This window comes from Methylotenera sp. E1MeOHC1 (assembly GCF_058745595.1).
Genome location: NZ_CP196025.1, coordinates 1,693,030 through 1,709,093 on the forward strand (window position 1 = coordinate 1,693,030; position 16,064 = coordinate 1,709,093).

The following is a 16,064-nucleotide window of genomic DNA, read 5'->3' on the forward strand; positions in this document are numbered from 1 at the left end:
AAATCTAAAAAATAGACAAGGATGGTGTTAATACAATAACACCATCCTGAAAAACTCAGCATTCTATTTAGCCTGACTTTTATTGTCAAGACTTAATTATCTGATTTTATTCTGCATCTATTCCACTACTTACTTCTGTTGTTACATTTACTGCTACTTCTTCAACTACTTCTACTGCTGGCGCTTCATTTTGTGGAACACCACCTGCAACCGCTGCACGCTTACGCGCTTCATGATATGCAAGACCAGTACCCGCTGGAATCAAGCGACCAACAATAACGTTTTCTTTCAGACCACGTAAATCATCACGCTTGCCTAAGATTGCGGCTTCAGTCAGTACGCGCGTTGTTTCTTGGAACGACGCAGCTGAAATGAATGAGTCAGTAGATAATGAAGCTTTAGTAATACCAAGCAACACATATTCAAACTGTGCAGGACGTTTGTCTTGCGCAATTACTACTTCGTTTTCAGCTAACAAATCTGCACGCTCAACTTGTTCACCCATGATGAAGCTCGTATCACCTGCATCGGTTACACGTACACGACGCAACATTTGACGCACAATCACCTCAATATGTTTATCGTTAATCTTAACGCCTTGCAAACGGTAAACGTCTTGCACTTCGTCAATGATATAACGCGCTAAAGATTCTCGACCTTGTAAACGCAAGATGTCTTGTGGATCAGCCGGGCCGTCAACAATAGTCTCACCTTTAGTTACAACTTGACCGTCATGCGCAGTTACGTGCTTGTCTTTTGGAATCAAGTATTCATTTGAAATACCATCCAAGTCAGTAATCACTAAACGTTGCTTACCTTTGGTATCTTTACCGAATGAAACAGTACCTGTTACCTCAGCCAACATACCTGCGTCTTTTGGTGAACGTGCTTCGAACAGCTCAGCAACGCGTGGCAGACCCCCGGTAATATCACGTGTTTTAGATGACTCTTGCGGTACGCGAGCTAACACTTCACCCACACCCACTTCTTGACCATCTTTCACGGTAATAATACAACCGATTTGGAACGTTACATTTACTGACTGATCACCACCAGCAAGCTTAACTTCATTACCATTTGCATCTAACAATTTAACTTGTGGACGCAAGCCTTTAGTTTGACCGGCACGTTGTTTAGGATCAATAACCACCAATGATGACAAACCTGTTACGTCATCAATCTGTTTAGCTACCGTGATACCTTCTTCAACGTTTTCGAATTTAACGAAACCAGCGTACTCAGTAATAATTGGACGCGTATGCGGATCCCAAGTTGCAATTGCCTGACCTGCTTTTACCGCTTTACCGTCAGTAATTTGCAAAGTAGCACCGTATGGCACTTTATGACGCTCACGCTCACGGCCGTTTTCATCAGCAACGATCACTTCACCATTACGTGAAATCACCACTTGCTCATTACGCACGTTCGTTACATAACGCATGGTTGAAGTGAAACTCAACACACCGTTCGACTTACTTTCAACTTGGCTTACAGATGCTGCACGTGATACCGCACCACCGATGTGGAACGTACGCATCGTCAACTGTGTACCAGGCTCACCGATAGATTGCGCAGCAATCACACCCACTGACTCACCCATGCTAATCAGTTTGCCGCGACCCAAGTCACGACCGTAACATTTAGCACAAATACCGTAGCGCGTATCGCAAGTCAGCGCTGTACGCACTTTAACTTCATCGATACCTAAAGCATCAATACGCTCTACTTCATCTTCAGTTAGCAATGTACCAGCTGGGTAAATCACTTCTTGTGTTTCTGGGTTAACTACATCCAACGCAGTAGTACGGCCCAAGATACGGTCATGTAACGGCTCAATCACTTCACCGCCTTTAACCAAAGCTTTAGTCACTAAACCATCAACCGTACCGCAATCATGCTCAGTCACTACCAAGTCTTGTGTTACGTCAACCAAACGACGTGTCAGGTAACCTGAGTTCGCTGTCTTCAACGCCGTATCAGCTAGACCCTTACGTGCACCGTGGGTTGAAATAAAGTATTGCAACACGTTAAGACCGTCACGGAAGTTCGCTTTAATCGGTGTCTCAATAATTGAACCATCCGGTTTCGCCATCAGACCACGCATACCAGCTAACTGACGCACCTGCGCTGCAGAACCACGCGCACCTGAGTCGGCCATCATGTAAATAGCGTTGAAAGACTCTTGACGTACAACTTTACCATTAACGTCTTTTAATTGGTTGCCATCAGCATCCAACACGTCTTCTTCTTTCAGCTGCTTCATCATCGCGTCAGCAACTTTGTCACCAGCACGACCCCAGATATCCACTACTTTGTTATAGCGCTCACCTTGTGTCACTAGACCAGAAACGTATTGGTCTTCGATTTCTTTCACTTCAGCATCAGCAGCAGCAATTAATTGCTCTTTTTCTAATGGCACTAACATATCGTTAATACTGATAGAAATACCTGCTTTAGTTGCGTATGAATAACCAGTGTTTTTCAATTGGTCAGCAAAAATTACTGTTTCACGGATACCCACTTTACGGAACGAAGCGTTGATTAGTTTTGAAAGCTCTTTCTTTTTCAAAGCTTTATCAATGTGACTGAACGGCAAGCCTGCTGGCAAGATATCTGACAGCAATGCACGACCTACAGTAGTTTCGTAACGCGTAGTTTTTTCGGTTTTAACACCATCTACATCCAAGTCGTACTCTTTAATACGTACGGTTACTTTAGCATGTAGATCAATTAAACCTTGGTCAAATACACGTTGCACTTCTTTTACATCCGCAAAGCGCATGCCAGTGCCACGTGCGTTAACTTTCTCACGCGTCATGTAGTACAGACCCAACACGATATCTTGTGAAGGCACAATGATTGGCTCACCGTTTGCAGGTGACAATACGTTGTTTGAAGCCAACATTAAAGTACGTGCTTCCATTTGTGCTTCTAAGCTCAATGGAACGTGAACCGCCATTTGGTCACCGTCAAAGTCGGCGTTGAATGCCGCACAAACTAACGGGTGCAATTGAATGGCTTTACCTTCAATCAAGATAGGCTCAAACGCTTGAATACCTAAACGGTGCAATGTAGGCGCACGGTTCAATAGCACCGGATGCTCGCGGATTACATCCTCGAGGATATCCCATACTTCTGGTCCTTCTTCTTCAACTTTTTTCTTCGCAGCTTTAATCGTTGTCGCTAAACCTAATACTTCCAATTTATGGAAGATGAATGGCTTGAATAATTCCAAAGCCATTTTCTTAGGCAAACCGCACTGATGCAGTTTCAATTGCGGGCCAACCACAATCACTGAACGACCAGAGTAGTCCACACGCTTACCAAGCAAGTTTTGACGGAAACGACCGCCTTTACCCTTGATCATGTCAGCCAATGATTTCAATGGACGTTTGTTAGCGCCAGTCATCACTTTACCGCGACGGCCGTTGTCTAATAATGAGTCCACGGCTTCTTGCAACATACGTTTTTCGTTACGTACGATGATTTCCGGTGCTTTCAACTCTAACAAGCGTTTCAAACGGTTGTTACGGTTAATCACGCGACGATACAAGTCATTCAAGTCAGATGTTGCAAAACGGCCGCCATCCAATGGTACCAATGGACGTAGTTCTGGTGGCAATACTGGCAAGATTTCAAGAATCATCCACTCTGGTTTAATGCCAGATTTTTGGAAGGCTTCTAACACTTTTAAGCGTTTAGCGATTTTCTTGATTTTCGCTTCTGAACCGGTTGCGCCTAAATCTTGACGTAATGTCGTGATTTCACGCTCGATGTCCATTGTACGTAGCAGTTCACGAACCGCCTCAGCACCCATCACCGCATTGAACTCATCACCGTACTCTTCTACTTTTGCCAAGTAGTCATCTTCAGTCAATAACTGACCGCGTGTAAGCGGTGTCATGCCTGGGTCAACCACGATGAATGCTTCAAAGTACAATACACGTTCGATATCACGCAAAGCGATATCCAACACCATACCTAAACGGCTTGGTAATGATTTCAAGAACCAGATGTGCGCCACTGGTGATGCTAGGTCGATATGACCCATACGCTCACGACGTACTTTTGATAACGTCACTTCAACGCCACATTTTTCGCAGATTACGCCACGATGTTTTAAGCGTTTATATTTACCGCATAAGCACTCGTAATCTTTGATAGGGCCAAAGATTTTTGCGCAGAACAAACCATCACGCTCAGGTTTGAAAGTACGGTAGTTAATGGTTTCTGGCTTTTTTACTTCGCCATATGACCATGAACGGATTTTTTCAGGTGAAGCTAACGCAATCTTAATTGCATCAAACTCTTCTTCTTGCGTTACCTGTTTAAATAAGTCTAATAGAGCTTTCATGTGAATTCTCTCCTGAATTAGTTGCGATCTAGGTCGATGTCGATAGCGAGTGAACGAATTTCTTTCACTAACACGTTAAATGACTCAGGCATGCCTGCATCAATTTTGTGTTCGCCTTTAACGATGTTTTCATACACTTTGGTACGGCCAGTAACGTCATCAGACTTCACTGTCAGCATCTCTTGCAAGGTATATGAAGCACCATAAGCCTCTAACGCCCAAACCTCCATCTCACCGAAACGTTGGCCACCGAATTGCGCTTTACCGCCTAGTGGTTGTTGCGTTACCAATGAGTATGGACCTGTAGAACGAGCATGCATCTTGTCATCAACCAAGTGATGTAGTTTCAACACGTGCATATAACCCACAGTCACTGGACGCTCAAATTTGTCGCCAGTACGGCCATCAAACAGAGTTACCTGCGTTTTACCTGCATGGAACTGCAATTGTTTAGTACGTGCATCATCATCTGGGAACGCCAAATCAAGCATCGCTCTAATATCAGACTCAGCTGCGCCATCGAACACTGGCGTTGCAAATGGAACACCTTGTTTAAGGTTTTGCGCTAAATCTAAAATCTCTACATCTGTGAAAGATTTAATATCTTCATGCTTACCAGTGCTGTCGTTGTAGATCTTTTCCAAGAACTTACGGATTTCAGCCACTTTAGTTTCTTCACGTAACATTTCTTCGATACGTAAACCTAAACCTTTAGCAGCCCAACCTAAGTGCACTTCCAAAATCTGACCAATGTTCATGCGTGATGGAACGCCTAGCGGGTTCAACACGATATCCAATGGTGTACCATCAGCCATGTGCGGCATATCTTCTACTGGGCAGATTTTTGAAATCACACCCTTGTTACCGTGACGACCAGCCATCTTATCGCCTGGTTGGATACGACGTTTAACAGCCAAGTAAACCTTAACCATTTTTTGTACGCCTGGTGGCAATTCGTCACCTTGCGTCAATTTACGTTTTTTCTCTTCAAAGCGGTTATCAAACTCAATACGCGCTTGTGACAAGCTGTCTTTCAACTGCTCTAACTGACGTGCTGCTTCTTCGTCTGACAAGCGAATATCAAACCAATCGTAACGGCCTACAGACTCTAAGTACTCAGCAGTTAATGCTTCGCCTTTTTTCAGTTTGTTAGGACCGCCAGTAGCCACTTTACCTTCAATCAAGCGACGGATACGACCGAATGCATCGTCTTCCACGATACGCATTTGGTCAGCCAAGTCTTGTTTGTAGTGTGCCAATTGGTCGTCAATAATTTGCTGTGCACGTGCATCACGGTCAATACCTTCACGCGTGAACACTTGTACGTCAATCACGGTACCGCTCATGCCTGAAGGCACGCGTAGTGAAGTATCTTTAACGTCAGATGCTTTTTCACCGAAAATCGCACGTAGCAATTTCTCTTCTGGTGTCAATTGTGTCTCACCTTTAGGTGTTACTTTACCAACCAATACGTCACCGGCTTCAACTTCTGCACCAATGTGAATGATACCTACTTCATCCAGACGCGCTAACATGCGCTCACTCAAGTTTGAAATATCTTGTGTGATTTCTTCTGCACCAAGTTTTGTATCACGTGCAACCACTGACAACTCTTCAATATGAATAGAAGTGTAACGGTCATCTGCTACTACGCGCTCTGAAATCAAGATCGAGTCTTCGTAGTTATAACCATTCCAAGGCATAAAGCCTACTAACATATTTTGACCTAGTGCCAACTCACCCATATCGGTAGAAGCACCATCCGCAATTACATCGCCACGTGATAATTTATCACCGACTTTAACTAGCGGACGTTGGTTAATATTGGTATTTTGGTTAGAACGCGTATATTTAGTTAAGTTGTAAATATCTACACCAACTTCACCAGCTTTCGCTTCTTCATCGTTTACACGAATAACAATACGTGCAGAATCAACGTAATCCACCAAACCACCACGGCGAGCAGTAACTACAGTACCAGAGTCAACTGCTACAGTACGCTCAATACCGGTACCTACTACCGCTTTCTCAGCACGTAGGCATGGCACTGCTTGACGTTGCATGTTGGCACCCATCAATGCGCGGTTCGCGTCATCGTGTTCCAAGAATGGAATCAAAGATGCAGCCACTGACACAATTTGGCCTGGCGCCACGTCCATATATTGAACACGGTCAGGTTGTGTCATCGTAAACTCGTTGTGATGACGTGATGAAATCAAATCATCCACAAATAAGTTTTTAGCATCTAAATCAGTGTTCGCTTGCGCGATCATGTACTGACTCTCTTCAATCGCTGACAAGTAGTCAATCGTATCGGATACTTTATTAGCTTCAACACGGCGATATGGTGTCTCTAAGAAACCATATTCATTAGTACGTGCATACAATGCTAAAGAGTTGATCAAACCAATGTTCGGACCCTCTGGTGTCTCAATCGGGCAAACACGGCCATAGTGAGTTGAGTGTACGTCACGGACCTCAAAGCCAGCGCGCTCACGTGTCAAACCGCCTGGGCCTAATGCTGAAATACGGCGTTTATGCGTAATTTCAGACAATGGGTTAGTTTGATCCATAAATTGTGACAATTGGCTTGAACCAAAGAACTCACGAATCGCGCTTGAAACTGGTTTCGCATTGATCAAGTCATGCGGCATCAAGTTGTCAGATTCAGCTTGTGATAAACGCTCTTTAACAGCGCGCTCAACACGTACCAAACCAGTACGGAATTGGTTCTCAGCCAACTCACCTACTGAACGGATACGACGGTTACCTAAGTGATCGATATCATCGATTTCACCACGGCCATTACGCAACTCTAGCAATACACCGATAACAGCCAAAATATCGTCGTTAGACAAGATATTTGCGCCTTCGTCACCTTGCACACCAACTGCTTCGTAGAATCTGCGAATCCAGTTAGATTGACGCTCTTCCGCTTTTTCAGGGAAAGCACGACGGTTAAACTTCATACGACCTACGCGTGACAAATCGTAACGATCTTCATTGAAGAACAAGCCTTGGAACAACGCCTCAACTGACTCTTCAGTTGGTGGCTCACCAGGGCGCATCATGCGGTAGATCGCAACACGTGCACTGTATTGGTCAGGAATTTCATCAATACGTAGCGTTTGTGAAATGTAGTCGCCATGATCCAAATCATTTGAATACAATGTGCTTACGCTACGGATGTTCGCATCAACCAATTTACCTAATAAAGACTCAGTGATTTCATCGTTAGCATTCGCCACGACTTCACCGGTTTCTTGGTCAACAATTGTGTTAGCCAAAGCACGGCCAAGAATGAAATCTTGCGGCACAGCGATTTCGCTCACGCCTGCTTTTTCCATATCACGGATGTGCTTCACGGTAATACGTTTGTCTTTAGCAACAATGACTGTACCGTCTTTAGCAACGATATCAAATTTAGCTACTTCACCACGTAAACGCTCAGGTACAACTGTAAACTCAACACCAGTTTTACCGATGTGGAATGTATCAAAGTCGTAGAAAGTTGAAATTATTTGCTCTGGTGTATAACCCAAGGCTTTCAACAAAATGGTTACCGGCATTTTGCGGCGGCGGTCAATACGGAAATACAAGTAATCTTTTGGATCAAACTCAAAATCCAACCATGAACCACGGTAAGGAATAATACGAGCTGAGAATAGTAATTTACCTGAGCTATGTGTTTTACCACGGTCATGCTCAAAGAACACGCCTGGGCTACGGTGCAATTGAGACACGATAACACGCTCGGTACCGTTAATCACAAATGAACCATTTTCAGTCATCAAAGGCAGCTCGCCCATGTACACTTCTTGTTCTTTAACTTCTTTAACCGTAGGTTTAGAAGCCTCTTTGTCCATAATAGTTAAACGTACACGCACACGCAAAGGCGCAGCGTAAGTTAAGCCACGTTGCTGACATTCTTTAACATCGAACGGTTCAGCACCAAGCTGGTAGCTCACGTAATCTAAACGTGCATTACCTGAATGGCTAACGATAGGAAAAACAGAACTGAATGTAGATTGCAGGCCTGTTTCTGTACGTTGATCAGCTGGAACATTAGTCTGCAAGAATGCAGCATATGACTCTAATTGCATTGCCAGCAAATAGGGAATTTCTTGAACGCTTTCTCGCTTGGCAAAACTTTTACGAAGGCGTTTCTTTTCGGTGAAGGAATAGCTCATTGCATCTCCTAGATATTTTGAGGGCAGAAATTAAAATACTTTTTTGCACTACATCCATTACGTAAGTATTTTCACCTCTAACCTCAGTTACTGTTGAACTGAAGGCTTGTTGCGGCACTACCACTACAAATTACATTTTGTTACATTGCCTGCCATTACAAATGGCGAAGGCTGACGGTCTCCCGTCAGCCTAACTTATACACTTAAAGATGTATTATTTGATTTCGCCAGTTGCGCCAGCTTCGATCAATTTTTTCAATGCTGCATCAGCGTCAGCTTTTGAAACGCCTTCTTTAATTGCTTTTGGTGCGCCATCAACTAAGTCTTTAGCTTCTTTCAAGCCTAAACCTGTTAATTCACGAACTGCTTTAATTACAGCAACTTTTTGTTCACCAGCGCCTAAAAGCACAACGTTGAACTCTGTTTGCTCAGCTGCTGCAGCTGGAGCTGCACCACCTGCTGCTGACGCTACTGCAACTGCTGCAGCTGATACGCCAAATTTTTCTTCGATTTCTTTAATAAAAGCTGTCAAGTCTAAAACTGACATTGAACCAACTGCTTCTAAAATATCTGCATTTGAAATTGCCATTTGAATATTTCCTAAAATAAAATAATGTTGCTTTAAATAAGCGATCTGATGAATTAAGCTGCTTCTTTAGCGTCACGTATAGCCGCAATCGCACGTGCAAACTTAGTAGGCACTTCGTTAAGGGTGCATGCAAATTTAGCAAGCAACTCTTCACGACTTAATGTAGATGCTAGCGCTTGAACACCAGCAACATCCATCAATTGATTTGGCACCGCACCTGCTTTAATAACGAATTTATCGTTAGTTTTAGCAAAATTGTTCAGTACTTTAGCTGCCGCTACTGGGTCAGCAGAAATGCCGAACACCAACGGACCAACCATTTCGTTTGCTAATGCTGCAAATGGTGTACCTTCAACCGCACGACGTACTAATGTATTTTTCAACACACGTAGATACACGCCTGATTTTCTGGCATCTGCACGCAATACCGTCATATTGGCTACGCCCATACCACGATATTCAGCAAGAACAATCGCTTGTGCTTGTGCAACTTGTGCACTTACTTCAGCAACAACCGCTTTTTTCTCTGTAAGATTTAGACTCAAGGTCTTTCTCCTTCCGTTAAAATCTCTGCTATATTTCTAAAGCAGAATCAGCTCTTATAATAAATATTATAAAAACCACTTTTACGGCGACCTTTTATCAGGAATTAACCTGTTTTAGGGATGCGCCATCTGCGTAGGCCAGGTTTTGATATTAGAAATTAAAACTCTAGAGCTTTAATCCAACACAAAACCACATTAAATCGAAACGACACCTACGGTCTTTGATAACCTCATTCCAATTGCATCACGATAAGTTAGCAAATGAAATGAGCCCAAAGCACTATATAGGCGAGACAAGAAAGCCCCACCCATTATTCTAATTAAGCAACCAAACTTGCTTGATCAACACGCACACCTGCACCCATCGTACTAGATACAGATAGTTTTTTCAGGTAAACACCTTTACTTGCAGCTGGTTTAGCTTTGTTTAAAGCATCTACCAACGCAGCCAAGTTACCTTGTAATTGTTCAACTGTGAAAGAAGCACGGCCGATTGTGCAGTGAATGATACCGCCTTTATCTGTACGGTATTGAACTTGACCAGCTTTAGCATTTTTAACTGCTGTAGCTGCATCAGGTGTCACAGTACCTACTTTAGGGTTAGGCATCAAACCACGTGGGCCCAACACTTGACCTAGAGCACCAACGATACGCATTGCATCAGGTGTAGCGATCACAACATCAAAGTCCATTACACCAGCTTTAACTTGCTCAGCCAAATCTTCAAAACCAACGATGTCAGCACCAGCCGCTTTAGCAGCTTCAGCTTGTGCACCCTGTGCGAACACAGCAACACGTGTAGTTTTACCAGTACCGTTAGGTAACACAATAGCGCCACGTACCAATTGGTCTGATTTACGTGCATCAATACCTAAGTTAACTACCGCATCGATAGACTCATTGAATTTCGCAGTTGCATTCTCTTTAACTAAAGTTAAGCCTTCAGCTACTGGGTACAATTTATTACGATCTACTTTTGCACGTAGTGCGTTAATTCTTTTAGCCATGTTATACACCCTCCACTTCAATACCCATACTGCGAGCGCTACCTGCGATAGTGCGAACTGCAGCATCCATATCAGCAGCAGACAAATCAGCTTGTTTAGTTTTAACAATATCCTCAGCTTGTGCACGAGTGATTTTGCCAACTTTATCAGTATGTGGACGAGGTGAACCTTTAGTAATACCAGCTGCTTTTTTGATCAAAATAGTTGCTGGAGGAGATTTCATCACAAACGTGAAGCTCTTGTCAGCAAATGCAGTAATCACTACTGGGATTGGCAATCCTGGCTCAACACCTTGTGTTGCAGCGTTAAACGCTTTACAGAATTCCATGATATTCAAACCACGTTGACCCAATGCTGGACCTACTGGTGGACTTGGATTAGCTTTACCTGCAGGAATCTGCAGCTTGATATAGCCAATAACTTTCTTTGCCATGCTATTACTCCTAATATGGGTGCTAACGCTTCAACCTAAATCAAAGCTCCCCGTTAATAAAAACAACTACTTGCTACTAAACTTCTTTTTCTACTTGGCTAAATTCCAGCTCAACCGGTGTAGAACGGCCGAAAATAACCACAGAAACGCGTAATTTACTTTTCTCGTAGTTAATTTCTTCCACATTGCCAGAAAAGTCTTTAAATGGGCCGTCAGTAATGCGAACTGACTCACCTTTTTCGAAGGTAAGTTTTTGTGTAGGATTGCTTTTGCTATCATCAATACGTTGCAAGATGATATCAACTTCTTTATCTTTAATCGGTGTTGGCTTTTGTGCACTACCACCAATAAATGCGGTTACACGCGGCGTACTTTTCACTAAGTGCCAGGTGTCATCCGTCATATTCATTTGAACTAACACATATCCTGGGTAAAGCTTACGCTCAGAAATTGTTTTCTGACCCGCTTTCATTTCGATCACTTCTTCGATTGGCACTAGAATCTGGCCAAACTGATCTTGCAATCCAGAGCGTACAACGCGCTCTTCTAATCCTTTTTGCACGGATTTTTCAAAACCTGAAAAAGCCTGCACCGCGTACCATTTCATACTCATTACGCGCCCCGTCCTAGTAACCACTTAACCATAAAAGCAAATCCGATATCGACCACCGCCAAAAATGCAGCCATCACTACCACCAACACAAATACCACCAATGTAGTTTGTATTGTTTCTTTACGTGTAGGCCAAACCACTTTACGTGATTCAGCAACTGCTTCACCAATAAAACCAAATGATTGCTGACCAAGCGGAGTGGTCCAAAGCACACCAACAGAAGCCGCCAAACCTGCAAGCACAACCAAAATACGCACTACAGTAGGCTTGTCTGCTAAAAGGTAAAAACCGGCAATGCCTGCAACCAGCAAGAGAGCTGCTGATAGCAACTTAATTTTATTGAGCATAATTGTCTTAATCTAAGAACTTACTTAATGGTGACTAAAATAACTTCAGGTCTTACTAACGCGAATAACTAGAAATATGAATATTTCTAGTTATTCGGCAGATTAATAATCCATACTATATATTTGGCAGGCCAAGAGGGTCTCGAACCCCCAACCCTCGGTTTTGGAGACCGATACTCTACCAATTGAGCTATTGGCCTGTACTTAAACCTTTAAATAAGAGTTACGCAGGGTTGTTTGCGCAACTCTTACAAATTATCTTACTCGATAATCTTAGCTACAACACCAGCACCAACAGTACGACCACCTTCACGGATAGCGAAGCGTAAGCCTTCTTCCATCGCGATTGGTGCAATCAATGTAACAGTGATTGATACGTTGTCGCCTGGCATTACCATTTCTGTACCTTCTGGCAATTCAACTGCGCCAGTTACGTCTGTCGTACGGAAATAGAATTGTGGACGGTAACCTTGGAAGAATGGTGTGTGACGACCACCTTCATCTTTACCCAACACGTAGATTTCTGCTGTGAATTTTGTGTGTGGTTTGATAGAACCAGCTTTTGCCAATACTTGACCACGTTCAACTTCTTCACGTTTTGTACCACGTAGCAATACACCTACGTTGTCGCCTGCTTGACCTTGGTCTAGCAGTTTGCGGAACATTTCCACGCCTGTACATGTTGTTTTTAGTGTGTCTTTAATACCAACGATTTCAATCTCGTCACCCACTTTAACAATACCACGCTCAATACGGCCTGTTACTACTGTACCGCGGCCTGAGATTGAGAATACGTCTTCTACTGGCATCAAGAATGTGCCGTCGATTGCGCGCTCTGGCATTGGGATGTAGCTGTCTAATGCTTCTGCTAAGCGGAAGATTGCTGGTTCGCCGATTTCAGATTGGTCGCCTTCTAAAGCTAGTTTAGCTGAACCTTTGATGATTGGTGTGTCGTCGCCTGGGAAGTCGTATTTGCTTAGCAAGTCACGCACTTCCATTTCAACTAACTCTAACAATTCAGGATCATCTACCATGTCTGCTTTGTTTAGGAACACTACAATGTATGGTACGCCAACTTGACGTGCTAACAAGATGTGCTCACGTGTTTGTGGCATAGGACCGTCAGCTGCTGAACATACTAAGATAGCGCCGTCCATTTGTGCTGCACCGGTAATCATGTTTTTAACATAGTCGGCGTGGCCTGGGCAGTCTACGTGTGCGTAGTGACGTGTTGCTGTCTCGTACTCAACGTGTGCTGTGTTAATGGTAATACCACGTGCTTTTTCTTCTGGTGCTGCGTCAATTTGGTCGTAAGCTTTTGCTTCGCCGCCGTATTTCTTTGTCAATACAGTGGTGATCGCTGCTGTTAGTGTTGTCTTACCATGGTCAACGTGGCCAATCGTGCCTACGTTAACGTGCGGCTTGGTCCGCTCAAATTTACCTTTTGCCATTGCTTCAGTCCTTTACAATATTTTATTAACCATAAGTTTTATTAGAATTAATAAAACTTGTTCAAATCAGAATATTTAATCTTTCGCTAAACAGCTACTCGTTATCAACATTCACTATTTAACTACCTTCTAAGCCGCCACAGCAATTTGCCATCAACTTTGCACTCAAGCTTTATGGTGCCCATGGCGGGAATCGGACCCGCGACCTCTCCCTTACCAAGGGAGTGCTCTACCACTGAGCCACATGGGCGCTTAATCCGCAACACTCAACTGATGGAGCGGGCGACGAGGTTCGAACTCGCGACATCTTGCTTGGAAGGCAAGTGCTCTACCAACTGAGCTACACCCGCGCATATGCTACCAACGCCAACAAGCTCAAATTACCGCAACTTACTATATGTTTTACAAACTGGTGGAGGGGGAAGGATTCGAACCTTCGTACTCTGAGAGAACGGATTTACAGTCCGTCGCCTTTAACCACTCGGCCACCCCTCCTCACCGAACCCGCGATTATGCTGAATATTTGACTTGCTGTCAAATGTATAAAAGGGAATTTGCTAAGAAACTGGTGCCGGGTATCGGAATCGAACTGATGACCTTCGCATTACAAGTGCGCTGCTCTACCAACTGAGCTAACCCGGCGTTTTCGTGAGATGCGTATTATACGCATCTTTTAATAAAAGTAAATTATTTTACGATTTTTAATACAGGTTTTTTACTTTTTATTAATTCTTCTTTATTTTCAATAGGTTCTGCATTTTGTTTCGCATCTTCTATTAAAAACGGTACTTCTTCTTGCTCTAAGCCTGCCTCAAAAAACATTCCTTGACCATTTTCACGTGCAAAAATACCTCTTACTGCACTCATGGGCACATATATATTTTGTGACACACCACCGAAGCGCGCAGAGAATACCACAGAATCATTATCTATGTGCAAATCTTTTGTTGCGCTGTAATTAATATTTAACACTATTTCGCCATCTTTCACATACGCCATCGGCACACGCGTCTGCGCATTTACCGCAACAATCAGATGCGGGGTTAAATTATTGTCCACGCACCACTCATGAAGCGCACGTAACATATATGGTTTGGTTGGAATTAATTCAGACATATTTAACGAACCTACTTAAAGATAGCTTCAGTTACACATTAGATGAATAGTAGCGTTTGATTAAACAACTTTAATCAAACGCCATCTAAACGATTTTTTACTACTTACTTACGCATTGCTTTTTCTGAAGGCGTCATTGCATCTGCATACAATGGTCTTGAGAATAAACGCTCTGCATATTTCAAAATAGGTGCAGCTTGATTCGGCAACTCAATACCGTAGTGACCTAGACGCCATAGCAACGGTGTCACCGCAACATCCAACATTGAGTAATCATCACCTAACAAATAGTTTTGCTTAGCAAAGATAGGTACCAGTTGAGTTAAGTTATCACGTATCGTGGCACGCGCCTTATCCGCTTTTTCTTGGTCGTCAGATTCAATGTCTGCAATATGACTAAACAAGTCTTGCTCAAAGCTATACAAGAACAATCTAGCACGCGCACGCATCACTGGATCTGGCGGCATCAACTGCGGATGTGGGAAGCGTTCATCAATATACTCATTGATAATATTAGCTTCTGACAACACTAAGTCACGCTCCACCAATACCGGCACATGGTTGTACGGGTTAATGACCGCCAAATCTTCCGGCTTATTTGCCAAGTCGACATCAATCACCTGAAAATCCATGCCTTTTTCAAACAGGACAATACGGCAGCGGTGGCTATAGGGATCTGTAGTCCCCGAATATAAAGTCATCATAATTTAGTGTATTTCCTTCCAGTAAGCTTTTTTAAGTTTGTATGTTAGAACTAACAACACACTCAAAAACAGCAAGACAAACCAACCAAGTTGGTTTCTTTGATGCTTTGCTGGCTCAGCCATATAGGCCATAAAGTTTGTTAAATCACCCACCAAAACATCGTATTCTTCAACAGACAGCTTGCCCGGCTTTACAAGCTTAAGTGCGTGAGTTTCATGATTCAACTCCTGCTCACCTTGTAACTCGTAAAGCACATGCGGCATACCCACCTTATCAAACACCGTGTTATTCCAACCCGTTGTTCTGGTGCTGTCACGGTAGAAGCTGCGCATATAGGTGTAAACCCAGTCAGCACCGCGTGCACGCACTTCTACAGACAAATCAGGTGGCGCTGTACCAAACCATTTCGCCGCATCTTTTTTATTGATTGCAACTTTCATCGGATCACCAATTTTTTCACCGGCCAACAGCAGATTGTCTTTGATCTGTTTTTCTGTCAGACCAATTTCCAACAATCTGTTGTAGCGCATGTAATTAGCGCTATGGCAATTTAGGCAGTAATTAACGAAAGTACGCGCACCACGCTGCAAAGATTCATGATCCGTAGCATCAATCGGCGCTTTATCCAAACTTACACCTTCATTTGCATTCGCCAGCATTGGCACAGCAAGGAAAGGCATCAACAACATCGCTAACAATAATTTTTTCATGGTT

At 43.4% G+C, this 16,064-nt stretch carries 12 protein-coding genes and 5 tRNA genes; all 17 read right to left on the reverse strand.

Annotated elements, in window-relative coordinates; all coding sequences use genetic code 11:
• Positions 1–106: 106 nt before the first annotated feature.
• Positions 107–4,354, reverse strand: coding sequence for a DNA-directed RNA polymerase subunit beta' (gene rpoC, locus ACSSU7_RS07965; RefSeq protein WP_492515996.1), 4,248 nt, complete (start codon positions 4,352–4,354; stop codon positions 107–109).
• A gap of 17 nt (positions 4,355–4,371) precedes the next feature.
• A complete protein-coding gene (gene rpoB, locus ACSSU7_RS07970) occupies positions 4,372–8,544 on the reverse strand; it encodes a DNA-directed RNA polymerase subunit beta (protein WP_492515997.1) in 4,173 nt (1,390 codons plus the stop codon).
• A gap of 214 nt (positions 8,545–8,758) precedes the next feature.
• Complete coding sequence (gene rplL, locus ACSSU7_RS07975; RefSeq protein WP_019899764.1) at positions 8,759–9,133, reverse strand: 50S ribosomal protein L7/L12; 375 nt, start codon at positions 9,131–9,133, stop codon at positions 8,759–8,761.
• A 53-nt stretch (positions 9,134–9,186) separates the two neighbouring features.
• Positions 9,187–9,678: a 50S ribosomal protein L10 gene (gene rplJ / locus ACSSU7_RS07980; protein WP_304857511.1), complete on the reverse strand. Its 492-nt coding sequence runs from the start codon at positions 9,676–9,678 to the stop codon at positions 9,187–9,189.
• A 320-nt stretch (positions 9,679–9,998) separates the two neighbouring features.
• Entirely contained in the window at positions 9,999–10,685 is a 687-nt protein-coding gene (rplA, locus tag ACSSU7_RS07985) for a 50S ribosomal protein L1 (RefSeq protein WP_492515998.1), read from the reverse strand.
• 1 nt (position 10,686) lies between these two features.
• A complete protein-coding gene (rplK, locus tag ACSSU7_RS07990) occupies positions 10,687–11,118 on the reverse strand; it encodes a 50S ribosomal protein L11 (protein WP_015831286.1) in 432 nt (143 codons plus the stop codon).
• A gap of 76 nt (positions 11,119–11,194) precedes the next feature.
• A complete protein-coding gene (nusG, locus tag ACSSU7_RS07995; RefSeq protein WP_015831285.1) occupies positions 11,195–11,731 on the reverse strand; it encodes a transcription termination/antitermination protein NusG in 537 nt (178 codons plus the stop codon).
• Positions 11,731–12,078: a preprotein translocase subunit SecE gene (gene secE, locus ACSSU7_RS08000; protein ID WP_492515999.1), complete on the reverse strand. Its 348-nt coding sequence runs from the start codon at positions 12,076–12,078 to the stop codon at positions 11,731–11,733. The genes nusG and secE overlap by 1 nt, the downstream gene beginning before the upstream one ends.
• Before the next feature lie 124 nt (positions 12,079–12,202).
• A tRNA-Trp gene (locus tag ACSSU7_RS08005) sits at positions 12,203–12,278 on the reverse strand.
• Between the two features lie 60 nt (positions 12,279–12,338).
• Complete coding sequence (gene tuf, locus ACSSU7_RS08010) at positions 12,339–13,529, reverse strand: elongation factor Tu (RefSeq protein WP_019899756.1); 1,191 nt, start codon at positions 13,527–13,529, stop codon at positions 12,339–12,341.
• 175 nt (positions 13,530–13,704) lie between these two features.
• Positions 13,705–13,779, reverse strand: a tRNA-Thr gene (locus ACSSU7_RS08015).
• A 24-nt stretch (positions 13,780–13,803) separates the two neighbouring features.
• Positions 13,804–13,879: transfer RNA gene (locus ACSSU7_RS08020), tRNA-Gly, on the reverse strand.
• Positions 13,880–13,939: 60 nt separating this feature from the next.
• A tRNA-Tyr gene (locus ACSSU7_RS08025) sits at positions 13,940–14,024 on the reverse strand.
• Between the two features lie 71 nt (positions 14,025–14,095).
• Positions 14,096–14,171 (reverse strand) — tRNA-Thr (locus tag ACSSU7_RS08030).
• A 45-nt stretch (positions 14,172–14,216) separates the two neighbouring features.
• Positions 14,217–14,645, reverse strand: a complete 429-nt coding sequence (locus tag ACSSU7_RS08035) for a ClpXP protease specificity-enhancing factor (protein WP_492516000.1) — start codon at positions 14,643–14,645, stop codon at positions 14,217–14,219.
• Positions 14,646–14,749: 104 nt separating this feature from the next.
• Positions 14,750–15,349: a glutathione S-transferase N-terminal domain-containing protein gene (locus ACSSU7_RS08040; RefSeq protein WP_492516001.1), complete on the reverse strand. Its 600-nt coding sequence runs from the start codon at positions 15,347–15,349 to the stop codon at positions 14,750–14,752.
• Between the two features lie 3 nt (positions 15,350–15,352).
• Positions 15,353–16,060 (reverse strand): cytochrome c1, encoded by a 708-nt coding sequence (locus ACSSU7_RS08045; RefSeq protein ID WP_492516002.1) that lies wholly within the window; start codon positions 16,058–16,060, stop codon positions 15,353–15,355.
• Positions 16,061–16,064: the final 4 nt, after the last annotated feature.

Coding starts and splice junctions, on each gene's coding strand:
- rpoB (WP_492515997.1), bottom strand. CDS start 8,544: ATGAGCTATTCCTTCACCGAAAAGAAACGCCTTCGTAAAAGTTTTGCC.
- tuf (WP_019899756.1), bottom strand. CDS start 13,529: ATGGCAAAAGGTAAATTTGAGCGGACCAAGCCGCACGTTAACGTAGGC.
- rplA (WP_492515998.1), bottom strand. CDS start 10,685: ATGGCTAAAAGAATTAACGCACTACGTGCAAAAGTAGATCGTAATAAA.
- secE (WP_492515999.1), bottom strand. CDS start 12,078: ATGCTCAATAAAATTAAGTTGCTATCAGCAGCTCTCTTGCTGGTTGCA.
- nusG (WP_015831285.1), bottom strand. CDS start 11,731: ATGAGTATGAAATGGTACGCGGTGCAGGCTTTTTCAGGTTTTGAAAAA.
- ACSSU7_RS08035 (WP_492516000.1), bottom strand. CDS start 14,645: ATGTCTGAATTAATTCCAACCAAACCATATATGTTACGTGCGCTTCAT.
- ACSSU7_RS08040 (WP_492516001.1), bottom strand. CDS start 15,349: ATGATGACTTTATATTCGGGGACTACAGATCCCTATAGCCACCGCTGC.
- rplL (WP_019899764.1), bottom strand. CDS start 9,133: ATGGCAATTTCAAATGCAGATATTTTAGAAGCAGTTGGTTCAATGTCA.
- rplK (WP_015831286.1), bottom strand. CDS start 11,118: ATGGCAAAGAAAGTTATTGGCTATATCAAGCTGCAGATTCCTGCAGGT.
- rpoC (WP_492515996.1), bottom strand. CDS start 4,354: ATGAAAGCTCTATTAGACTTATTTAAACAGGTAACGCAAGAAGAAGAG.
- ACSSU7_RS08045 (WP_492516002.1), bottom strand. CDS start 16,060: ATGAAAAAATTATTGTTAGCGATGTTGTTGATGCCTTTCCTTGCTGTG.